22 protein-coding genes and 1 tRNA gene are annotated in these 21814 nt (G+C 65.9%); 8 read left to right on the top strand and 15 right to left on the bottom strand.

The features are described from left to right. Positions 1-3 precede the first annotated feature (3 nt). Positions 4-600: a hypothetical protein gene (locus H8F01_RS13855; RefSeq protein WP_187055679.1), complete on the top strand. Its 597-nt coding sequence runs from the start codon at positions 4-6 to the stop codon at positions 598-600. 130 nt (positions 601-730) lie between these two features. Here H8F01_RS13855 and H8F01_RS13850 read toward each other — a convergent pair whose 3' ends face one another. Together H8F01_RS13850 and H8F01_RS13845 are read right to left on the bottom strand one after the other, a co-directional pair. Beyond that, a complete protein-coding gene (locus tag H8F01_RS13850; protein WP_187059296.1) occupies positions 731-1252 on the bottom strand; it encodes an adenine phosphoribosyltransferase in 522 nt (173 codons plus the stop codon). A 108-nt stretch (positions 1253-1360) separates the two neighbouring features. Beyond that, on the bottom strand, positions 1361-1639 hold the full coding sequence (locus H8F01_RS13845) for a putative signal transducing protein (protein WP_187055678.1): 279 nt from the start codon (positions 1637-1639) through the stop codon (positions 1361-1363). A gap of 194 nt (positions 1640-1833) precedes the next feature. Here H8F01_RS13845 and H8F01_RS13840 point away from each other — a divergent pair, with 194 nt between their 5' ends. The 4 genes from H8F01_RS13840 (at position 1834) to H8F01_RS13825 (ending at position 6910) form a co-directional block, all read left to right on the top strand. Continuing rightward, positions 1834-3606, top strand: coding sequence for a glutamine--tRNA ligase/YqeY domain fusion protein (locus tag H8F01_RS13840; protein ID WP_187055677.1), 1773 nt, complete (start codon positions 1834-1836; stop codon positions 3604-3606). Between the two features lie 24 nt (positions 3607-3630). Further along, complete coding sequence (locus tag H8F01_RS13835) at positions 3631-4188, top strand: deaminase (protein ID WP_187055676.1); 558 nt, start codon at positions 3631-3633, stop codon at positions 4186-4188. Further along, positions 4185-4901 carry a TVP38/TMEM64 family protein gene (locus tag H8F01_RS13830; protein ID WP_187055675.1) on the top strand — a complete coding sequence of 239 codons (717 nt, stop codon included), beginning with the start codon at positions 4185-4187 and terminating at the stop codon, positions 4899-4901. Before H8F01_RS13835 ends, H8F01_RS13830 begins: the two co-directional genes overlap by 4 nt. A 182-nt stretch (positions 4902-5083) precedes the next feature. Then, the gene (locus H8F01_RS13825) at positions 5084-6910 is read left to right on the top strand and encodes an ATP-binding response regulator (protein WP_238480984.1); all 1827 of its coding nucleotides are present in this window, start codon (positions 5084-5086) and stop codon (positions 6908-6910) included. A 3-nt stretch (positions 6911-6913) separates the two neighbouring features. On the opposite strand, the gene H8F01_RS13820 is transcribed toward H8F01_RS13825, so the two are convergent. Continuing rightward, the gene (locus H8F01_RS13820) at positions 6914-8680 is read right to left on the bottom strand and encodes a type VI secretion protein IcmF/TssM N-terminal domain-containing protein (RefSeq protein WP_187055674.1); all 1767 of its coding nucleotides are present in this window, start codon (positions 8678-8680) and stop codon (positions 6914-6916) included. A 540-nt stretch (positions 8681-9220) separates the two neighbouring features. Here H8F01_RS13820 and H8F01_RS13815 point away from each other — a divergent pair. Both H8F01_RS13815 and phnD read left to right on the top strand, forming a co-directional pair. Beyond that, positions 9221-9901 (top strand): LuxR C-terminal-related transcriptional regulator, encoded by a 681-nt coding sequence (locus tag H8F01_RS13815; protein ID WP_187055673.1) that lies wholly within the window; start codon positions 9221-9223, stop codon positions 9899-9901. A gap of 81 nt (positions 9902-9982) precedes the next feature. Then, positions 9983-11041, top strand: coding sequence for a phosphate/phosphite/phosphonate ABC transporter substrate-binding protein (gene phnD / locus H8F01_RS13810; RefSeq protein ID WP_238480983.1), 1059 nt, complete (start codon positions 9983-9985; stop codon positions 11039-11041). A gap of 12 nt (positions 11042-11053) precedes the next feature. On the opposite strand, the gene H8F01_RS13805 is transcribed toward phnD, so the two are convergent. After that, on the bottom strand, positions 11054-11578 hold the full coding sequence (locus tag H8F01_RS13805) for a DUF3617 domain-containing protein (protein WP_187055672.1): 525 nt from the start codon (positions 11576-11578) through the stop codon (positions 11054-11056). A gap of 364 nt (positions 11579-11942) precedes the next feature. Here H8F01_RS13805 and H8F01_RS13800 point away from each other — a divergent pair, with 364 nt between their 5' ends. Then, entirely contained in the window at positions 11943-13379 is a 1437-nt protein-coding gene (locus tag H8F01_RS13800; RefSeq protein ID WP_187055671.1) for a sensor histidine kinase, read from the top strand. 88 nt (positions 13380-13467) lie between these two features. Here H8F01_RS13800 and H8F01_RS13795 read toward each other — a convergent pair. The 11 genes from H8F01_RS13795 to ruvB all read right to left on the bottom strand — a co-directional run bounded on the left by H8F01_RS13795 (position 13468) and on the right by ruvB (position 21717). Continuing rightward, positions 13468-13543, bottom strand: a tRNA-Lys gene (locus tag H8F01_RS13795). 61 nt (positions 13544-13604) lie between these two features. Beyond that, complete coding sequence (gene queC / locus H8F01_RS13790) at positions 13605-14291, bottom strand: 7-cyano-7-deazaguanine synthase QueC (protein WP_187055670.1); 687 nt, start codon at positions 14289-14291, stop codon at positions 13605-13607. A 169-nt stretch (positions 14292-14460) separates the two neighbouring features. Further along, positions 14461-15108 carry a 7-carboxy-7-deazaguanine synthase QueE gene (gene queE, locus H8F01_RS13785; RefSeq protein ID WP_187059293.1) on the bottom strand — a complete coding sequence of 216 codons (648 nt, stop codon included), beginning with the start codon at positions 15106-15108 and terminating at the stop codon, positions 14461-14463. Positions 15109-15163: 55 nt separating this feature from the next. Continuing rightward, positions 15164-16042 (bottom strand): tol-pal system protein YbgF, encoded by an 879-nt coding sequence (gene ybgF, locus H8F01_RS13780; protein WP_187055669.1) that lies wholly within the window; start codon positions 16040-16042, stop codon positions 15164-15166. Next, entirely contained in the window at positions 16042-16548 is a 507-nt protein-coding gene (gene pal / locus H8F01_RS13775) for a peptidoglycan-associated lipoprotein Pal (RefSeq protein ID WP_187055668.1), read from the bottom strand. Before pal ends, ybgF begins: the two co-directional genes overlap by 1 nt. A gap of 249 nt (positions 16549-16797) precedes the next feature. Next, positions 16798-18120 carry a Tol-Pal system beta propeller repeat protein TolB gene (tolB, locus tag H8F01_RS13770; protein WP_187055667.1) on the bottom strand — a complete coding sequence of 441 codons (1323 nt, stop codon included), beginning with the start codon at positions 18118-18120 and terminating at the stop codon, positions 16798-16800. A gap of 11 nt (positions 18121-18131) precedes the next feature. Next, positions 18132-19076, bottom strand: a complete 945-nt coding sequence (locus tag H8F01_RS13765) for a cell envelope integrity TolA family protein (RefSeq protein ID WP_187055666.1) — start codon at positions 19074-19076, stop codon at positions 18132-18134. Continuing rightward, positions 19073-19510 (bottom strand): protein TolR, encoded by a 438-nt coding sequence (tolR, locus tag H8F01_RS13760; RefSeq protein ID WP_187055665.1) that lies wholly within the window; start codon positions 19508-19510, stop codon positions 19073-19075. The genes H8F01_RS13765 and tolR overlap by 4 nt, the downstream gene beginning before the upstream one ends. Positions 19511-19527: 17 nt before the next feature. Further along, the gene (tolQ, locus tag H8F01_RS13755; protein WP_187055664.1) at positions 19528-20214 is read right to left on the bottom strand and encodes a protein TolQ; all 687 of its coding nucleotides are present in this window, start codon (positions 20212-20214) and stop codon (positions 19528-19530) included. 29 nt (positions 20215-20243) lie between these two features. Beyond that, on the bottom strand, positions 20244-20675 hold the full coding sequence (gene ybgC, locus H8F01_RS13750) for a tol-pal system-associated acyl-CoA thioesterase (protein ID WP_187055663.1): 432 nt from the start codon (positions 20673-20675) through the stop codon (positions 20244-20246). Next, entirely contained in the window at positions 20668-21717 is a 1050-nt protein-coding gene (ruvB, locus tag H8F01_RS13745; protein ID WP_187055662.1) for a Holliday junction branch migration DNA helicase RuvB, read from the bottom strand. Before ruvB ends, ybgC begins: the two co-directional genes overlap by 8 nt. Between the last annotated feature and the right edge of the window lie 97 nt (positions 21718-21814).

The raw sequence follows: 21814 nt of genomic DNA, 5'->3' as shown, positions 1-21814 counted from the left end.
CGGATGCAGCGATTCATCCTGATCGGACTGTTGCTGATCGCCTTGCTGGGCGGCGTGCACTGGTGGCACCAGCGCCCACTGACACAGGCACCCGGCGTGCTCGCGCCGGATGCGCCCACCCAGATCGATCTGGATCAGGGCACCACGCTGAGCCGCGGCGACGTGACGCTGGTGACGCGCGCACGCTTCGAACTCACCGCGCGCGTGCTGTCACGCGAGGATTATCGCTTCGACGCCGGTGCGTCGCTTGCCCCGATGGACCTGGCGCTGGGCTGGGGACGCATGTCCGACAGCGCGGTGCTGGCGCAGGTGCAGATCAGCCAGGAGAACCGCTTCTACCACTGGCACGTGGAACGCTTCCCGATTCCGCGTCGCGAGATCGAACAGTCCAGCAGCAACATGCACATGATTCCCGCCGACGACACGGCGCGACGCGAACTGGAACGCGTCAGGCCCGGCGAGGTGATTCACCTGGAAGGTTTTCTGGTTGATGCGAGCAAGGCGGACGGCTGGCGCTGGCGCACCTCGATGACGCGCGACGACACCGGCGCGGGTGCGTGCGAACTGGTCTACGTAGAGAGCGTGCTGCCGGCGCAATGATGCAGCAGCGACGAGGCCGGCTCTGTCGCGCACAGGGTGCGCTCCTACAAAAGCCGACGAAGCCCCGTAGGAGCGCACCCTGTGCGCGACGGCCCTTCACGGCACCGTCCGCAGCAACGCCTCCCAGGATTCAATAACGCAGCAAGGCGTGCAGCGGCGCGCCTTCATGCTCCCAGCGCGAGCGCCCTTGCAAGGCCGCCAGCTCGATCACTACGCCCGCGCCCACCAGCTGGGCACCGAGCTTGAGCACCAGCTCACGGGCAGCAGCCAGCGTGCCCCCGGTGGCCAGCACGTCGTCGACGATGATCACCCGTTCGCCGGGACGCAGCGCGTCGTTGCGCGCTTCGAGCCTGTCCACGCCGTATTCGAGCTGGTAGTCCACCGACACCACCGGCGGCGGGAGCTTGTTGGGCTTGCGCAACGGTACAAAGCCCGCGTGCAGCTTCTGCGCGAGTGCCGCCCCGAAGATGAAGCCGCGCGATTCAATGCCGCACACCGCCTGCACGCTACTGCCCTGCCACGGCTCGGCCAGTGCATCGATGCAGCGCGCGAAACCGCCCGCGTCGGCCAGCAGCGGGGTGATGTCGCGGAACATGACGCCGGGCTTGGGGAAATCCGGCACGTCGCGGATCAGCGACGCGATCTGTTGCAGCGAGGTATCCAAGGTCTGTCACTCCGAAGGGCGGAACGTCCGCCCGGCAGGATAGCGCGCCGCTCCGCAGCCACCGGCGGGGAGCCTGCTGCGCGCCAGGGGATGAATTCAGCAGAAGGCCGGCTGCGGGGCGTCCGGGTCTTCGTCCGGGTCGTTCAGGACCAGGCGGGCTTCCTGAAGGTCCCGTTCGACCTCCCGTACCACCTGTTCGGCGGCGGCCAGGCTGGCCTCGGGAACCAGTACGGCCACGTAATCCAGGGCGGGCAGCTGGCCCACGGCCCCGGTCAGGTATTCGCCGGAAACGAACGCGGGGATGTCGGCGCGCTCCAGCGCGTCCTTCATCAGATGGGCGTCGATCAGGCTTTCGGCTCGGTATGCGATGCGCATGGGGCCACGCTAACGCCGGGACAGGTGGAGGGCAAGTTCTTGTCTCTGGCGTGTTGCCGGGGTGAAGACGACTGTTAGCGGCCATTTGCCGCCCTTTGGCGACCGGCGCGATGGCTGAAAAGCCGGCAAACCATCCCCACCCTAGGACAAGGTAAACTCCTCCGTTTCAGCCACCGCGTACGAGCTTCGCACCGATGTCCACCGAAAATGCCGCCGTTGACCCCACCACCTCGCCCGCCACGCCGCAGGCCGAGGGACAACAGCGGGACTTCATCCGCCAGATCATCCGCGATGACCTGGCCACCGGTAAGCATCACGCGATCCGCACGCGCTTCCCGCCCGAGCCCAACGGCTACCTGCACATCGGCCACGCCAAGGCGATCTGCCTGAACTTCGGCATCGCCCGCGAGTTCACCGGCTGGTGCAACCTGCGTCTGGACGACACCAACCCCGGCAAGGAAGACCCGGAGTTCGTCGAGGGCATCAAGGACGACGTGCGCTGGCTGGGCTACGAGTGGCACGACCTGCGCCATGCCTCGGACTACTTCGAGGTGTTCTATGACTCGGCCGTCAAGCTGATCAAGGACGGCGTGGCCTATGTGGACGATCTCAGCCCGGAAGACATGCGCGCCTATCGCGGCACGCTGACCGAGCCCGGCCGCAACTCGCCGTTCCGCGACCGCAGCGTGGAAGAAAACCTGGACCTGTTCCAGCGCATGCGCGCGGGCGAGTTCGCCGATGGCGCCAAGACGCTGCGCGCGAAGATCGACATGACGTCGGGCAACATGAACATGCGCGACCCGGCGATCTACCGCATCCGCAAGGTCACCCACCAGAACACCGGCGACGCGTGGCCGATCTACCCGATGTACGACTACGCGCATTGCCTTTCCGATGCGCTGGAAGGCATCACGCATTCGCTGTGCACGCTGGAGTTCGAAGACCACCGCCCGCTGTACGACTGGTTCGTCGACAAGGTCGACCTGGTCAATCACCCGGAGCTGTGGCAGCACCTGCGCGAAGGCGGATTCCGCACCGAGCCGGCCAAGCCGCGACAGATCGAGTTCTCGCGCCTGAACCTGTCCTACTCCATCACCAGCAAGCGCAAGCTCGCCCAGCTGGTGAACGAGAACCTGGTGGATGGCTGGGACGATCCGCGCATGAACACGCTGCGCGGCCTGCGTCGCCGCGGCTTTACGCCGGGCGGCCTGCGCCTGCTGATCGAACGCCTGGGCGTGAGCAAGCAGAACAGCATCATCGATTACTCGATCCTCGAGAACTGCGTGCGCGAGGACCTGGACGCCATCGCGGCGCGTCGCATGGCGGTGCTTGACCCGCTCAAGCTGGTCATCACCAACCTGCCGGACGGCCACGAAGAAACGCTGACGTTCTCGAACCATCCGAAGGACGAGAGCTTCGGCACGCGTGATGTGCCGTTCTCGCGCGAGCTGTGGATCGAACGCGACGACTTTGCCGAAGTACCGCCGAAGGGCTTCCATCGCCTGAAGCCCGAAGGCGAAGTGCGCCTGCGCGGCGTGGGCATCGTGAAGTGCGAGGAGATGGTGAAGGACACCGACGGCAACGTGGTGGAAGTGCGCTGCTCGCTGGATCTGGAATCGCGCCAGGGCATGCCGGGCGCCGACCGCAAGGTGAAGGGCACCATCCACTGGGTGAGTGCGAAGCACGGCGTGGCTACCGAAGTGCGCGTGTACGACCGCCTGTTCAACGTGGCCGATCCGGACGACGAAACCGACGGCAAGACCTGGATCGAGCACATCAACCCGGACGCCAAGCGCGTGGTCACGGCATGGCTGGAGCCGGCCGCGGCGAACGTGGATGCGGAGCAGCGCTTCCAGTTCGAGCGCCTGGGTTATTTCGTGGCCGACCGTATCGACCACACGGTGAACAAGCCGGTGTTCAACCGCACGGTCACGCTGCGTGACGCGTGGTCGACGAAACAGGGCTAACACCAGCGTCACAAGGAAGGCTTCATGCTGCCGCAACAGATTCACCTGACCCTGCCGCCGTGGATCGGCGACGTGGTCGACACCAACAAGCGATACACCACCGACGAGGAACGCGTGGCCCTCGCCATCGAACTTTCACGCCTGAACGTCGAGCGCAGCCATGGCGGCCCGTTCGGCGCGGCCGTGTTCGACGAACATGGCCGCGTGGTGTCGGTAGGCGTCAATCGTGTGGTGCCGCAGACCTGTTCCGTCGCGCACGCCGAAATGATGGCCTACATGGCTGCGCAGCAGCGCCTGGCCGCGTTCCGCCTCAATGCCGACGGCACCCGCTACACGCTCGCCACCAGCGCGCAGCCGTGCTGCCAGTGCTATGGCGCCACCGTGTGGGCCGGCGTGGACGAACTGCTGATCGGCGCGCGTGCCGAAGACGTGGAAGAACTTACCGAGTTCGATGAAGGCCCGCTGCCGGCCGACTGGATCGGCGAACTCGAGCGCCGCGGCATCGCGGTGCGCCGCGACATCCTGCGCGAGCAGGCGCGCAGCGTGCTGGCAGCGTACGGCCAGAGCGGACAGCACTATTGAGCCGCCTGCGCGCCGCGTTGCCGCTGATCCTGCTGGTCATCGCCGGCATCGCGTTGTTCAGCTCGGGCCTGATGGACCGGCTGCACCCGGAACAGCTGGTGCAGCACCAGGCGCAGATGCGCGCCGATATCGCCGCCGCCCCCTGGCTTAGCCGGATCACCTTCATCGGCCTGCTGACCCTGGCGATGTCCACCGGCATCCCGGGCACGGTGATCATCATCATGGCCGGCGGCTTCGCCTTCGGCGCGCTGGAGGGCACCATCTATTCATCCATCGGGCTGACCCTGGGCACGCTGATCCTGTTTCTGGCCAGCCGCTACGCCTTTGGCGCCGGCAGCAAGCATCCACCGGCGCTGGTGGACAAGCTCCATCACGGCTTTGAGCGCCACCCGGTGGCCTACACCCTGTTCCTGCGCTTCGTGCCGGTGGCTCCGTTCGGCCTGATCACCGTGGCGCTGGCGTGGCTGCGCTGCCCCATGTGGCTGTTCCTGGGTGCCAGCTGGCTGGGCGGCACCGTCTCGCTGATTTTCGAGACATCCATTGGCGCCGGTCTTGGCGATGCCCTCGCCCAGAGCAACGGCCACTTCGGCCCGGAGCTGCTGATGCAGCGCGGCGTGTGGATGCCGCTGGCCGCCATCGCCGTGCTCGCCCTGCTGCCCCTGCTGGTCGAGCGGTTTGTCCGCCGGCGCCAGCCGGGCCCTGGCCAGGATTGAAACCCCGGGTCACCTCAGCCAACGCGGCTACTCCAGTCGGCCTGCTGCCACACCTGGTAAATCGCGCTAGGCTGGCCTCGCCTGACGCTAGCCGCGTGCAAGGGGATCCAATGGGTACAGGGGCCAATTCCCGAACGGTGCAATGGTGGCGTCGTACGTCGCTGATGCAGCGGCTCGCGTTGGTGACCCTGATTCCTACCCTGGTGACCGCCACCCTGCTGGTCGCCATGCTCGCGCCCCAGCAGCTGATGACGCTTCGTGGCATGGCGCAGAACACCGCCGAAGCCATTGCCACCCAGGCCGCCTCGGTCACCGCGGTGCCGTTGCGCGACATGCAGCGTCGCGAACTGGTGCGCATCGCCGAATCCATCGGTGACCTGCCCCACGTGGCCCGCGTACAGATCCGCGCCGCCGACGGCGAAATCCTGGCGGACAGCCTGGGTCGCAGCGGCAGTGACCACAGCGAAAGCCTGACCGTGGTGCGTGACGTGGTGGACACCGAACGCCCGGGCCAGCCGGTGCTGGGTTCGGTGGTGGTCGACGTGAGCCTGCGCGATGCCATCGCGATGCAGCAGGCCAGCCTGCGCCACGCGCTGGTCGCGCTGGCGCTCAGCCTTGTCCTTGCCGCCATCATCGCGTGGCAGGCGGCCCGCTGGATCAGCGCGCCGTTACGCCGCTTGGTGAACGCGGTGCACCAGCTCGGTCGCGGCGATCGCCACGTCGAGGTGGAAGTCACCGACCAGACCGAGATCGGCGAACTGCAGCGCGGCTTCAACAGCGCCGCCATGGCCTTGTTCGACGTGCAGCGCGGCATGGAACGCGAGATCGAACACGCCACCGTGGAACTGGCCCGCAAGAACGCCGCGCTCGAGGCCGCCAGCGTCGCCAAGGCTCGCTTCCTGGCTGCCGCATCGCACGACCTGCGCCAGCCGCTCTACGCCCTCACGCTGTTTTCGTCGGCCCTGGCGGAGGACGAACGCGACCCGGTCCGGCTGGACCGTATCGCGCACATCCAGGAGTGCGTCGAGGCGCTGGATCACCTGTTCAGCGAACTGCTCGACCTGTCGCGCCTGGAAACCGGCGCCATGCAGATCGAGATCGCCGAGTTCCCGCTCGACCACGTGTTCCAGGAAGTCAGCCGCAACTTCCGCATGATCGCCGAGCAGCATGGCCTGCGCCTGATCATGCGGGCCACCAACCTGTGGGTGCGCAGCGACCGCACGATGCTGTCGCGCATCCTCAACAACCTGGTGAGCAATGCCCTGCGCTATACCAGTCACGGCGGCGTATTGGTGGTGGCGCGCCGAAGGGGTGACGGCACCGTGCGCGTGGATGTATGGGATACCGGCAGCGGCATCGCGGCGGAGCACCAGGTGCGCGTGTTCGACGAGTTCTATCGCGTGGAATGTCATAGTAACGAACACGATGTCGGTCGCCGTCGAGGCCTGGGTCTTGGCCTGGCCACCGTGCAGCGCCTGGCCGAACTGCTCGACACGCGTGTGCTGCTGAAATCCAAGCCGGGACACGGCAGCGTCTTCAGTTTCCACCTGCCGGAAATACCGCCGCAGCAACTGCCGGCACACCATGGCCCGGAGTCCTCGCTCGACGTCTCCGGCATGCGCGTGCTCGTGATCGACGACGAACCGGCCATCCTTTCGGGCATCCGCTACCTGTTGACCAGCTGGGGCTGCGAAGTGGCTGTCGCGGAAGACCGCGTGCAGGCGCTGCAAGCCACCGAGGCATGGAACCTTCCGCCGGACATCGTGATTTCCGATCTGCGCCTGCGCGACGGCGAAAGCGGCCTGGACGTGCTGGCCGCCCTGGACGCGCATTACCAGATCGACGGCCACCCGCCGTTCTCGCGCCTGCTCATCACCGGCGAAACGCGCAGCGACCGACTGCGTGAAATCATGGCGGCACGCATACCGGTGCTCTACAAGCCGGTGTCGCCGGAGCAATTGCGGGAAGCCTTGATGGCGGCATGGAACGCCTCGCGCGCCGAAGCCTGAGCGCTAGTCGCGCGGAGCCACGCGACGCGCCAGCATCCGGTCCGCGGGCAGGAAGCGGCTGAACAGATCGTCCACGAAATCCCCGTTCGGCGCCTCGCCGCGCGAGCCACCCGTGACGTACAAGCCCCGCCAGTGCAGCCGGTGCTCACCATGGGCTTCGTTGGCCTGGAGCCGCCCCACGAACGTACGCAGACCGCGCTGCCAACCCTGCAACGACTGCAGGAAGGCAAACGCTTCGCGACGCCGGTGCGCATCGCGCTCGGCGGCCAACACGGCGAGCGCCGTGGAAATCAGGCGCCCGCTGACCGTTTCGGCCTGGACGTCCATACGTCCATCGACCACGGCATCGCGCACCGGATCCGCATGCCGCCAGCCCACCACGCGGCGGAACAAGGAAACAGGCAGCGCGGAACGGAACGCCGGGTGTCCCGGCAGCGCTTCAAGGCCGGTCACCACCACGTACACCGGCAACTGCAGCTGCAGGCGACGGGTAGCTTCGTCCGCCAGTCGGTACAGGCGATCGGCATGGGTGGCAACGGCGCTTTCCGGTTCGCGCAGGCTCTGCGCCGCAATGCAGATCACCAGGCCGTCCAGCGGCAGCTTGCGGCGCTCCCGCGCCAGCAGGGACAAGGCCTTCGTCCAGGGCGCGTCGCCATCGCCGATGGTGGCGTGTGGGTGCGACAGGCGCGGCCCCGGCTCGATGGCCACTAGCGAGCGATACACCCACCAGTGCCACGGGCTTGCATCGCTGGCGCGCGACAATTCACGCGCATGCGGCGAGGCCGCGGCGGCCTGCAGCAGTGAGCGGACGTCGGCCGCACTGTCGCCCACGAACAGCAGCCAGGGATGACGGGCGAGCTGTCGCCATTCGCCGCGACGGCGGAACGGGTGAAGGATGGCGCCGCGCACGCGTCGCCCGGCGTCTTTCACAGCCGCCATGAAGCTGCCCATGCCGTAACCGGCCGCAGTACTGTCGGCCACGCGCGTATGCGCGCGCACCATCACCAGCGACTGCCAGGCCAGCATGCCCATCCAGCCGACCACGCCCAGCACGGCGACGACGAGGCCGCCGACGAACCAGGCACGCTCGGAAATGCTTCGGCTGAAGACGGGCGCCACGAAGGCGACAAAAACCAGCACCACCACCAGTGCGGCGACCAGCTGTGCCAGCCGGCGCCCCACCCAGGTTCCGGGCAACCGCAGCACCGGCGAGCCAGGCGTCATGTACGGCTGGGGCGTCACCGATTCCCGCTGCAGCAGCTGCAGCGTCGAGGCGGCGCTGGCACTGGCCGGGCAGTAGAGCGCCTTGATGCGCCCCAGTTCGCCGCCCTCGCCTTGCTCGTAGTAGTACTGGCCGGAGAAGCCCAGCAGCAGCGCCATGCTGAACACTTCGCGGACTTCGTCCTCGCCGCTGCCCAGTCGACCGAGCTGGTCGAAGAACTCCGTGGCCGCACTGCCGGTGCGGAATAGCGTCTGCTGCAGCGAGCCGGTCTGGCCGCCCCAGCCGCCACGCCGCGTGGCCACTTCATCCAGCCAGGCAGCGGCTGCGAAGGCGGCCAACTCCACCTCCGCCAACGGCTTGCCGCGCGCGAACGCGGCGCCGCGTCCCTGCTCTACCAGCGCGAGCGCGCGAGCGTGGACGGACGGCCATTCGGCGTCAGGGAGATTCTTGCTTGCCGCCTGCTCATCGACGAGCAGGCCATAGGCGAACAAAGGTGCAAAACATTCCAGCAGCCGCATGGGGTCGATAGCCGTCAGAGCCCGTTGCATGACGCTCCATTGCCCTTGCCGGAACCAGCGGTACCTGCAGGGAACGCGCTCCGCAGTCTACGACGATACGCACCCTCGCGCCGACCATCGCATGCCCGGGATGAGACCGGGTGCGGAAAAACGAAAGCCTGGCGGCCGCCGTCAGGGCGTACAGGCCCAGCCGTCGACGCCATCATCACGCGCGCGTAAGGGGCCCCATGACCGATGCGGCCACGCACGAGGACAGCGCATGCCTGGTGATCTGGCCGGCAAAAGGAGCAACGTGTGGCTTTCATGCAGGTACGGGGTTCATTGAGCGGTGTGGGCCTTGCCGAAGGTTTGCCCTACCCGTGTCGCCGTCGCTTCCGTCGAAGCGAGGCACCTGAGCGACGCCCCTGTTGCTGTAGGGAAATTTTCGCGGGCACTCGCCGGTGCGGCCATACCTCGTTGAGGCTATGCCGTTCGTACGCGCCCCAAGGTTGCCGCGCACACCTGCTGGGGCTATGTTTCGCAAGCGGACGCGCGGCAATTGGATAGCCGCATGCCGCCATGGGGAACGACATGCGCATATTGATCGCGGACGACCATCGACTCATCGTCGAAGGTGTCAAGCTCAAGCTCACCGAGCTTGGGCCCAATACGGATTTTGTAACTGCCATGGACATGGCGGAACTTCGCGAGGCGATCCAGGCGCCCGAGTCGTCGTCGTTGTCCCTGGCGCTGATCGACCTGGCCATGCCGGGCGTGCACGGCCACGAGCATCTGGCCGAAGTCATCGCGCACCTGCCGCAGGTTCCGGTGATGGTGCTGTCCGGCTCGGAAGACGCCGCACTCATGAAGAACCTGCTGTCGATGGGCGTGCAGGGCTTCATCCCCAAGGCCTATTCGCCCGATGTCATGCTGTCGGCCGTACGCCTGGTGTTGTCCGGCGGCATCTACGTACCGCCGCTGCTGCTGCAGGAACGCACGGATGGCGCCAGCACCACGGCGGCGCCCGCCGCCGCGCCAGCGCCCGCCAATGCGGCCGATACACTGGAAGAACGCCTGCGCAAGCTGCTCACCGAGCGCCAGATCGATGTGCTGCGACTGCTCTCGCAAGGCAAGCCCAACAAGCTGATCGCCCGCGACCTGGGCATCAGCGAGGGCACGGTAAAGATTCACCTGGCGGCCATTTTCCGCGCGCTCAACGTACGCAACCGGGTCGAGGCCGTGGTGGCGTCGCGACGTATCAGCGGCCTCTGAGGGCCGTAAGCTTCAGCTGGCAGGCACCTCGCCAGTCGCTGTGTTTCGCCGGGATGCTCTGATCTGTTCGGGGATCACGCCGTGCCGAAAAAGGGAATTGCAAGCCATCGCAGCACGATCAACCCGGGAGGGTTTGCCGGCGCGCTGATCACGGTGCTGCTGGTAATCGGGCTCTGCCCCTTCGTGGCTCGGGCAGAAACGGCGCAGGACAGCGGGCACATCAACGCGCTGACCTTCGGCATCCTGCCTATTGGCGGGCCGTCCGAGTCGCTGGCGGCCTGGCGGCCGATGCTGGATGACCTGGGCCATACGCTGCACCTGCCCATCCGGAGCCTGTCGGTAAGCACGTATGAAGGGCTGGGCCAGGCGATGGCCGAGGAGCGCGTCGATTTCGCCTTCGTATCCGGCCGACTCGCGCTGGACGCAGTGGTCCACGACCGCATGCAGGTGATTGCACAGCTCACCCGCACCAACGGCTCACGTGGCTACTACTCGTTGCTGATCGTGGCGAAAGACTCGCCGCTGCGGCATCTGGACGATCTGTTCAAGGAGCCGGGCAAGCTGCGCTATGCGCGCGGCGAGGTGCTATCGGTGTCCGGCTATCTGGTGCCCGAGACCCAGGTGTTCGCCAACCGCCGGCTGGATTCGGACACCTTCTTTTCCAGCGTCAGCGTCGACAACCACCAGAACAATGCACTGGCCGTGGCCAACGGCGAGGTGGACATCGCCACCAACAACACCGCCGACATGGAACGTTTCGCGGTGCGCTTTCCCGACCAGTACGCGCGTTTGCGCGTGCTATGGACGTCCAGCCTGATTCCCCATGCCGTCGTGGTGATCCGTACGGACCTGCCGGCGGATCTGCGCCAGCGCGTAGCCGCGGCACTGACCTCGTACGCGAAGGGCAAGAACGCCCCGGCCGAACTGGCCAAGCTGCACCTGATCCACGACATCAGCGGCTTCGCACCCGCCGGCAACGAAGCGCTGGTGCCCTTCGCCGACATCGAATTCACCCTGGACCGACGACGCGCCTACAGCGCGCAATGGGTGAGCGACGCCGCCATGCAGGCGCGACTGAAAAAGATCGACGCCGAACATGAGGCGCTGGTGCGTCAGCTGATGGCACCCAGCGCCCCCTGAGACCCAGGGCTGTCAGTGGCCCTGCATGTCCTTGATGTTCATGGTCTGGCCGTTGGGCATGATCATGTCGCCCGGCTTCTGGCCCGCCGCACACTGCCCCACCCAGCGGCCGCTGCTGACAATGCTCATCTCGGCATGGCCCATGATGGCCGGGTCATACGTGATGTGACCCTGGGTCGAGTAAGCGGTGTCGCCCTGATAGGTGGTTTCGCTGTGACTGGTCATGTTCACGGCGCCGTTGGGCGTGTTGATCTTGCAGACGGCGTCCGTCACCACCTTGTTGGCGCCCTGCACGTCGATCTTCAGCTTGCTGCAGGCCTGACCATTCATGTGCGAGCCCATCTTGTACATCGCGGTGTCGGTGTCGGCATCGAGGCAGAACTTGGTGCTCTGCGGCTGGCCGCCCATGCCCGTGGCCTGCATTTCCCACAGGCCCGGCTTGCGCTTGGGCATGTTGGCGGGAATGTCCTGCGCCAGGGCCGCACTGGCCAGGCCCAGCAGGGAAACAGCGATCAACCAGCGACAACGTGAGGACATGGGGTTCTCCAATCCGCCCGGGGTGGGCGTGCGGCTGGCAAGGTAGCGCCAAACCGGTCCCGCGTCATGCGACGGGTTCTGCATCGCAACATCGTGCGGCGCCCATCCCCATGGCCGGATCCCCCATAGACCGTTAGCACTATGGCGCCTCGCGCTAGATCGAACTGGGTATCGAAGGGGCCGGGTCGATTCTTTTAGAGTGCTAACCAGGGTGCATCCGCAGCGCGGTGCAGCCCTGGGCCGTTTCGTACCCTGCGCCTGGATTCTCGCCATGTCGTCCCACCGCGTCCACCAGCACCCAAGGCACCAACGACGACTACCCTGCCAGTCGGCGGCGCACGGCCGCGCCCGGGAGGCATGACGCATGGAGTCGCGCACGCACCTGCTGCCCCGCCTGTTCATCGATGTGGTTTTGCCCAGCACCATCGCCGCCCTGGCATTGATCCTCGCCCTGTGCGTACAGCAGACCCACAGCCTGGCTGAACGCGTGGACGCAGCAGCCAACCTGCGCCTGGCGCGACTGGCGGGTGAATTGGTGGTTCCCGGCAATACCTCGCCGCAGGCCGCCCTGGATCGCTCCCTGCAGGAAGGCAGCAGCGACAAGGTGCTGCGCGTGGAATGGCATGGTGCCGACGGCAGCTTCTGGAGCAGCGGCGCCACGTCGACTATCGGCAGCAGCACCTATCGCAGTGAAGTCCGCCCGCAGGCGGGTACCAGCGCGTGGCTCAGCATGCAGGTGGACACCAAGCCGTTGCGCCAGGCGCAGGCCATGGTCTGGCTGCTGGGCGCCCTGTGTGCCACCGGTATCCTGCTGCTGGCCTGGCTCGCCCGCGTCTCCATCCGGCACCGCGTGCTCGAGCCGTTGTCGCAGGTACGCTACGCCGTGCACGAGCTGGTCAATGCGCGTCACCCGCAGCTCGATGACACGCCCGCCAGTGCCGAGTTCGTCGAACTGCGCAAATCCCTGCAACGCTTGTGCGAAGTGCAGGAAGAGCAACGCCGTGACTGGAGCGCCATGCAGCGCGACAACGCGGTGGAAGCGCTGGATCGCCTGCGCCAGAGCCAGGCCGCCACGCGCAGCAAGTCGCAGTTCATCGCACTGGTGAGCCATCACTTCAGGCAACCATTGCAGGCGCTGGAGCTGTTCGCCGCCGGTCTCGACCAGAACGCCAGCCAGGAGCAGCAATCGTTGTTCCTGCAGATGCGCCACAGCATCGGATCGATGACGCGCCTGCTGGATGCGCTGCTGGAAATTTCCCGGCTGGATGCCGGCGTGATCGCGGTGAAGCCCATCGGCTTCTCCGCCGCCGAGCTGTTCATGCGCGATCGCACCTCGCTCAACCACGAGGCGGCGCGACATCATGTTGCACTGACCTGGCACGGCAGCCAGCACCAGCTGCACGGCGATGCCGACGTGGCCGCCAGCCTGCTTTACCAGCTGGCGAGCAATGCGATTGCCAATGCGCCAGAAGGACGCGTACTCATCGCTGCACGTCGCCGCGGCCAGGCCATCCGCATTGAAGTGCGCGACAACGGCCCCGGCATCGCCGTGATCCACCAGCAGCGCATCTTCGAGGAATTCGTGCAGTTGCAGAGCGGCGAAAGCGACCGGCGCGGCGGCTACGGCCTGGGCCTGGCCATTGCCGAACGCCTGGCGCGACTGCTCGGCACGCGCATCGGGCTGCGCTCGGAACCTGGCCGCGGCAGCACCTTCTGGTTCGACCTGCCGCGCATGCCGGTGATGGAGCGCCACTCCAGCAGCCCGCAGAAGCCGGCCGCCGCCTGGCGCCAGGCCAGCTGAAACGGTCCAACGCAGCTCAACCTGCCCGCCTTGAACCACTGCTCTTGGCACAAAAAAAGACCCGCGTTTCCGCGGGTCTCTGGCTTTTTGGTGGGTCGTCCGAGATTCGAACTCGGGACCAATAGATTAAAAGTCTACTGCTCTACCGACTGAGCTAACGACCCAAGCTTCAAAAGCAAGCCCGACATTTTATGGGCTCAAGGCCGATGGCACAAGCAAACCCGTTCAGACGTAGCGGGTCGGGTCCGGCAGGCCGGCGGCACTGAAGCCCTGGGCGCGCAGGCGGCAGGCGTCGCAATGGCCGCAGGCACGCCCCTCGGCATCGGCCTGGTAGCAGCTCACGGTCTCGGAGAAGTCCACCGCCAGGCGCTGGCCCTCACGGGCGATGTCTGCCTTGCTCATGCGCATCAGTGGCGCATGAATGCGGATGCCCGCTCCTTCCACGCCGGCCTTGGTGGCCACGTTCGCCAGCTGCTCGAATGCCTCGATGAAGGCCGGGCGGCAGTCGGGATAACCCGAGTAATCCACCGCGTTCACGCCGCACCAGATGTCGGTAGAGCCAAGCACCTCGGCCCAGCCCAGCGCGATGGACAGCATGATGGTGTTGCGTGCCGGCACGTAGGTCACCGGAATGCCCTGCCCGTCGTCCTGGTCGACCGGCACGTCGATGTCGGCGGTGAGCGCCGAGCCACCGATGGTGCGTAGGTCCACGTGCACGGTCTTGTGCTCGACGGCGCCCAGCAGGCGCGAGACCCGCTCGGAGGCGGCCAGCTCGGCACTGTGGCGCTGGCCGTAGGCCACGCTCAGCGCGTGCACCTGGTAGCCCTGTTCGCGGGCAATGGCGATGGTGACAGCCGAGTCCATGCCGCCGGAGACGAGTACGACGGCCTTGCGGGGAGAGGTTTGAGACATGGGGTGACTTCCACTCTGGGGTTCAGGCCGGTGATCCGGCCGAAAAGCGCCACCAGCAAGACAGGCTGGCACGCGTGAAGCGAGAAGTGAGTGAAGAGGAGTGAGGCGTCAGAGAAGAGCCTGGTGGTCGCGCTCTCACTTCTCACTCCTCGTCACTCACTCCTGGTGTTCAGTGTCCGGCGGCGTCGTTCCACAGCAGCTTGTGCAGCTGCAGTTGGAAACGCACGTCCAGCTTGTCCTCGATGATCCACTCGGCCAGCTCTCGCGGCTCGATGGCGCCATGCACGGGCGAGAACAGCACCATGCAGCGCTCTGTGATCCGGTGTTCGGCAACAACGTCGCGCGCCCATTCGTAATCGGCGCGGCTGGCGATGACGATCTTGACCTGGTCGTGCGGCAGCAAGTGCTCCAGGTTCGACCACAGGTTGCGCTTGGCCTCGCCGGAATCCGGGGCCTTCAGGTCCATCACCTTGCGCACGCGGGGATCGACCTGGGCCACATCGAGCGCGCCGGAAGTTTCCAGCGACACGTCGTGGCCGGCATCGCACAGGCGCGTCAGCAGGATCAGGCAGCGCTTCTGCGCCAGGGGCTCGCCACCGGTGACGCAGACATGCTTCGCGCCATGCGAGGCCACCTCGGCCACGATGTCGTCGATGGCACGCCAGTCGCCACCGTAGAAGGAATACTCGGTATCGCACCAGACGCAACGCAGCGGGCATCCGGTCAATCGGACAAACACCGTGCGCCAGCCGATGGCATCGGCCTCGCCCTGGATCGAATGGAAAATCTCGGTGATGCGCAGGCGCTCGGCGGGCATCTGCGTCGACGTGGTGGGTGCCACGTCCTGGTTACTACCGGTCACGACCACAACCTCAGTTGGCCGACTGGGCCTGCAGGCGGCGCAGGCGCTCCTGGGCAAGGCTGGCCGCCTTGGTGCCGGGGTACTTGGCGGACACGTTCTTCAGTGTGGTCTTGCCTGCATCCAGCTGCTTCAGCTCGATCTGGCTGTAGCCCACCTTGAGCATCGCATCGGGCACCTTCTCGCTCTGCGGGAACTGGCTGACCAGATGCTGGAACGCTTCCATCGCCACCTGATAGTTGCTGGTGGCGTAGTAGGACTCACCCAGCCAGTAGAACGCATTGGGCAGCAAGGAGCTGTCCGGATACTGCTGGATGAAGTTGCGGAAATCACGCGAGGACTTCACGTAGTCGCCGGCACGCAGCGACTTGAAGGCATCGTCGTAGGCCGCCTGCGCCGTAGCGTTGTTGGCGGCCGCGCCAGCCTTGCCGGCTGCGGGCGCTGCGCCGGCCTTGCCCGCGGCTGCCGGCGGCGGCGTGGGCGCAGCAGGCGGCGTCGTCGGCGCGGCGTTGGCCGTCGGCGGCGCATTGTTCGGGGTGTTGCCCTGGTTGGCGGTCGCCGCACCGGCGCCGCTTTCGAGGTGACTCAGGCGCGAATCGAAATCCGTGGCCTGCACCTTGTTCTTGTCGTTGGCTTCCTGCAGCTGGTGCTGCAGCTCCTCGATCTGGCCCTGCATCTGCGCTACCTGCGACTGCAGCGCCTGCACCTGATTGACCAGCGTGGTTCCGCCCTGATTCTGGTTCTGCGCCTGCTGCTCAAGCCGCGACACACGGTCGGCGAGGCTGAGGCGGGAATCCTGGGCATGGGCCGACATGCCAAAAAGCATGGCGGACGCGAATGCGCCCGCCATGCCCATCCTGGCCGTGAAGCTGATAGCCAGTCGCTTCTTCATTACTTCGCCGTGTAGACGATCTCGACGCGACGGTTCTTGCTCCAGCAGTCTTCGTTGTGCTCACGGCACACCGGCTTTTCCTTGCCGTACGAGATCACGTTGATCTGGCTGGCCGAGCCGCCGTTCGACTGCAGGGCGCTGGACACGGCGTTGCCGCGACGCTCGCCGAGGCCGAGGTTGTACTCGCGGGTGCCGCGCTCGTCAGCATTGCCTTCCAGACGGATCTGGGCCATCGGGCGGTCCTGCAGGTACTTGGCGTGGCACGCCATGATCTGCTGGAACTCCGGCTTGATTTCTTCCTTGTCGAAATCGAAGTAGACAACGCGCTGACGCAGGCAGGCGTCGGTGTCGAGGTCAGCCGGGGTGTACTTGCCAGCGGTCGACGGAGCCGGGGTGGTCATCGGCGCTTCCGGAGCCGGCTGCGGCTTGACTTCCTGCTTCTTCGAGCATGCGGCCGCGCCAACGCAGAGCAGGGCGACCAGGGCGACGCGAACGGTCTTATTCATGGTGGACGTTCCTTCAAACAGGTTTGAGTTCCGACAGTCAATAATGATTGCGGTTTCGGGACAGTTTTCGCCGGTGTACCGGCTGTTATTTTGACATTTTGCTGCCGGCGGCGCGCTGTCTCGCAACCGCCTGGCCCGCCAGCCGCGACGGATTGCCGCGGCCGGCAAGCTGTTAGATCCGGTGTACTGCCTGCGCCTTCACGCCCGGATCACATGGCCGTGACGCTTACGCGCCCCGGCATGAACTGCTTATCGCTGACGATAGGGACCCCAAGCCGGTTCGCGGACGTCACCATCGGCCAGCACCAGGCGCTGGCGGACGAGACCATCGGCGGACACGGCATACAGCACACCGCGCCTTCCTTCGGAGGCGGCGTACAGCAGCATGCTCGCGTTCGGCGCAAAACTCGGTGTTTCGTCGATCGGACCCGGCGAGATGAAGCGCACCTGCCCACCCAGACTGCGGTCCATGATAGCAATACGATACACGTTCCCGTTGCCCTGCACCATCGCGATCTGCTTGCCGTCGTAGCTGATCGAGGCGTTGGCGTTGAACTGGCCCTGGAAGGTGATGCGCTCTGCCCCGCCGCCACTGGCCGACATCTGATAGAGCTGCGGCCTGCCGCCACGGTCGGAGGTGAAGATGATGCTCTGGCCGTCCGGGGTCCAGCGCGGCTCGGTGTCGATGGCGAGGTTGTTGGTGAGGCGGGTCTCGCTGCGCGAGCCGATATCCATCACGTAGATCTCGGGGTTGCCCTGATAGGAAAGGGCCAGCGCTAGCTTGCTGCCATCCGGCGAGAAGTTCGGCGCGCCGTTGATGCCCTTGGCGCGCGCCGACACCAGCTGACGCGAACCGGTCGTGATGTCCTGCACGTAGATGGCCGAGTTGCCGCTCTCGAACGAGACGTAGGCGATCTTGCGGCCATCCGGCGACCACGACGGCGACAGCAGCGACTCACGCGAACGGGCCACGACCTGCGGGTTGTAACCGTCCGAATCGGCCACGATCAGCGAGTAGGTGGTGTTGTTGCCCAGGCCCACGGCGGTGATGTACGCGATGCGGGTCCAGAAGGCACCACGCACGCCGGTGATCTTCTCGTAGATGGCGTCGGCGATCTGGTGGGCCACGCCGCGCAGGTCACCCGCGGGGGCGGTATACGCCTGGGCAAGCAGGTTCTGCTGGCGATTGGCGTCCCACAGCTCGTATTCGACACGCAGCATGCCGCCACCGGCATCGCTGATGCGACCCACGGTGATGTAGTCCTGCTTGAGCAGGCGCCACGTGGCGAAGTTGATGTCGGCGCCCTTCGACGGCGTTTCCACGATTTCGCTCTTGGCGAGCGAGCGGAATTTGCCGGAGCGGTTGAAGTCGTTGCGCATGACATCGGCGATGTCGGTGGGCAGCGGGGCACCACCGGCCTGTGCGAACGGCACGACCACGATCGGCGTGGCCGACTTGGTCACGCCTTCCACCGTACCGGTGAGCGTGGAGGTCTGTGCAGAGGCCAGGCCTGCGAACAGCAGGCCAAGGATGCCAAGCAATAGGACCAGATACCGGGAAGTCTTTTTCATCAGGTCATCACCTATGGCTTGAAGAACATGTCAACGTTACGACTAAAGACACTTTCAAATCCCTTGTAAGGCAGCTGGTTGGCCCTCATGGCCGCGTCTTCGACGGACTTGCGGCCCGCCTCATCGAATGGACAGCTCGAGTCGACCTTGGCGCTGACCACCTGGCCGCCCTGCAGCTGCACGATATGCAGCAGGCATTGCTGATTGGTCGGCATGTTATCCGGGCCGACCCAGTTCTGTTTGAGCGTATTCTGAATCGCAGCAAGATATTGGGCGCGCAGGCCGGCATCCGGACCATTCGCGCCAGTCTGCCGCTGCGCGGCATAAGGCACGTTGTCCAGGCCATTGTCCTGGGCGTTCTTCAGGTCTTCCATCTGCTGCTTGGCCTGCTTGGCCTTGCTGTCGGCCTTCTTGGTCTGCTGGTCGGCAGCGTCCATCTTGGCAAACAGCTCGTCGATCTTCTTCTGCTCTTCCTGCTTGTGCTTGGCCGCCTGGGCGTCCAGCTCAGCGGCGCGCTGGCGCTGCTTCTCTTCCTGTTCCTTCTTGGCGTCCTCGGCCTTCTGGATGCCTTCGGCCACCACCTTCTCCTGATCCTTGGTATCCGGATGCTCGGGCGGCGGCGGCAGGGTCTTGATCTTGGGCGTTTCCACCGAGGGCGGCGGTGGAATGCTGGGCGGCGGCGGAACGGTGTTCGGTACCGGCTTGGTCTGCGTGTGCTTCGGCGGCGGCGCGCCGGTGATGCCTACCAGTTCGGCCTCGATGATCTCGCCCTGCAGGGCCACCGGCTTGGTACAGGTGATGGGGTTCCAGTCCGCCGGCAGGTGCAGTGTTTCGAACACCTGCTCGTAGAACGAGCACGGCACCACCGCGAGGGCCAGGAAGCCCACGATGCCCAGATGGAGAATGGCGGAAAGGACAACCGCCTTGGACGTGCCCTTGGGGGAGTCGGCCCTCATTTCTTGGTGCCCGACTCCGGCGCGCTCATCAGACCGACCTTGGCCACGCCGGCCTGCTGCAACTGGGCCAGCACCTGGTACACGCCCTCGTATTTGCCGTCACGGTCGCCAGCCACCAGCACGCTGACCTCCGGGTTGGCCTTCACGAAGGCACCGACCTTGGTCTGCATGGTGGCGACGTCGACCGGCTGGCGCTTGTCCGTACCCAGGGTCAGGTACAGCTTGCCGTCCTGGTCGACCACGACGATCACCGGGTCCTTCTTGTCCTGCAGCGACTTGGCATTGGCCTGCGGCAGGTTCACGTCGACGTTCTTGTTGATCATGGGTGCGGTGACCATGAAGATGATCAACAGCACCAGCATCACGTCGATGTAGGGAACGACGTTGATCTCGGATTTCAGCTTGAGGCGCTTGTGGCGCGCGGAGCTACGCATGGCTGAAGCTCCTCCGCTCAGGCCGCTTCGTCAGTCTGGATCTGACGCTGCAGCACCGACGAGAACTCTTCCTGGAACACCTCGTAACGGGAGGCGACGCGCTCCACCTTGTTGGCGAAGCGGTTGTACGCCCACACCGCCGGGATGGCAGCGAACAGACCCATGGCGGTGGCGATCAGCGCCTCGGAAATGTGCGGGGCCACCACGGCGATGGTGACGTCCTTCATTTCGCCCAGGCCCTGGAAGGCGCCCATGATGCCGATGACGGTGCCGAACAGGCCGACGTACGGGCTGATCGAGCCCACGTTGGCGAGGAATTCGAGATTGCGCTCCAGGCGGCCGATTTCGCGGGTGCCGGCCACGCGCATGGCGCGCTCGGAACCCTCGATGACGATGCGCATGTCATGCACGCGGCGCTGGCGCTGGCGCACGAACTCGCGGAAGCCCGACTCGAACACGTTTTCCATGCCGCCGTTGCTGGCGCCGCGGTTGCTGACTTCGCGGAACAGCTGGGCGAGGTCGGCGCCGGACCAGAAGCGCTCCTCGAACTTCTCGGCTTCTTCCATGGCGGCCTTCAACTGCCCGACCTTGCGGATGATGATGACCCAGGACAGGAACGAGAGCACCAGCAGCACCAGCATGACGAACTGGACGAGGATGCTCGCTTCCGCGATCAGCTTGAAAATATTGAGTCCACCGTTCATTGCTTGAAGGTTCTCCAGCGCACGTACTTTTATTGAGGGGGAAGGCCGGGGATGAGGTCGGCCGGAATCTGCACCGGGCGCATGCGGCGAACGTCGACGCACGCCACGCGCACCGTCGCACGGATCAGCTCCGCGCCGTCCGCCCGGCGGATCGTCTGGGCGAAAAGGATACTGGCTGCCCGCCGCTCTTTGACTTCCACGCTTACCGACAGTTCATCATCCAGCAGGGCCGCGCGGAGGAAGTCGATCTGCATCTCGCGGACCAGGAAGGCCAACCCGGTGTTTTCCTTGACCAGGGACTGGTTGATGCCCAGGGCGCGCAGCCATTCGCTGCGGGCGCGCTCCATGAAACGCAGGTAGCTGGCGTGGTACACCACCCCGCCCGCGTCGGTGTCTTCCCAGTAGACGCGGACCGGCCAGTGGAACGGGTCGGCCGCGGTGGCTTGCCTGGCGTCAGACATCGGCGTTGCCGGCAGTGAAAAGGTCTGCGGCCACCTGCTGCCGCGGCGGCGGGGTCAGGCCCAGGTGGCGCCAGGCCTTGGCGCTGGCCATGCGGCCGCGCGCGGTGCGCACCAGGTAACCCTGCTGGATCAGGTAAGGCTCCACCACGTCCTCGAGGGTGCCGCGGTCTTCGCTGAGCGCGGCAGCGAGTGACTCCACGCCCACCGGGCCGCCGTCGAAGCTCTCGATGATGGTGGACAGCAGGCGGCGATCGAGTTCGTCGAAACCCTCGGCATCCACCTTGAGCATGTCCGTGGCGGCGCGGGCCGCCTCACGGGTGATCTCCCCTCCCGCACGCACCTCGGCGTAATCGCGCACGCGCCGCAGCAGGCGGTTGGCGATACGCGGCGTGCCACGCGAGCGGCGCGCGATTTCCTGCGCACCCTCCGGCTCGCAGGGAATGCCCATGATGCGGGCCGAGCGACGCACGATGGCGGTGAGCTCGTCGGGCGTATAGAACTCCAAACGCTGCACGATGCCGAAACGGTCGCGCAGCGGCGCCGTGAGCAGGCCTGCGCGCGTGGTCGCGCCGATCAGCGTGAAGGGCGGCAGATCCAGCTTGATCGAACGGGCCGCGGGGCCTTCGCCGATCATGATGTCGATCTGGAAGTCTTCCATCGCCGGGTAGAGCACTTCCTCCACCACGGGCGAAAGGCGGTGGATTTCGTCCACGAACAGCACGTCATGCGGCTCGAGGTTGGTCAGCAGCGCCGCCAGGTCCCCTGCCCGCTCCAGCACGGGGCCGGAGGTGGAGCGCACGTTGACGCCCAGTTCGTTGGCGATCACGTGGCTGAGGGTGGTCTTGCCGAGGCCGGGCGGCCCGAAGATCAGCACGTGATCCAACGCGCCGCCACGCTTCTTGGCCGCCTCGATATAGATCGACAGCTGTTCGCGCACCGCCTGCTGGCCCAGGTATTCGGTCAGCCGCTTGGGACGAATGGAGGCCTCCAGGGCCTCGTCGTCCATCTGGGCGGCGGCGGTCACGATGCGGTGTTCGGTCATGGGGCGAAATTATGGCAGAGCCGGATGACGCAGGCTTGAAAAATCGCCCCTTCCGCCACGTTCCCATCACAAAAAAGGGCGTCTTCCGACGCCCTTT

Source organism: Dyella telluris (assembly GCF_014297575.1).
Lineage (GTDB): Bacteria > Pseudomonadota > Gammaproteobacteria > Xanthomonadales > Rhodanobacteraceae > Dyella > Dyella telluris.
The sequence above is the reverse complement of the archived record's forward strand: the minus strand, read 5'-3'. Positions and strand labels throughout refer to the sequence as shown.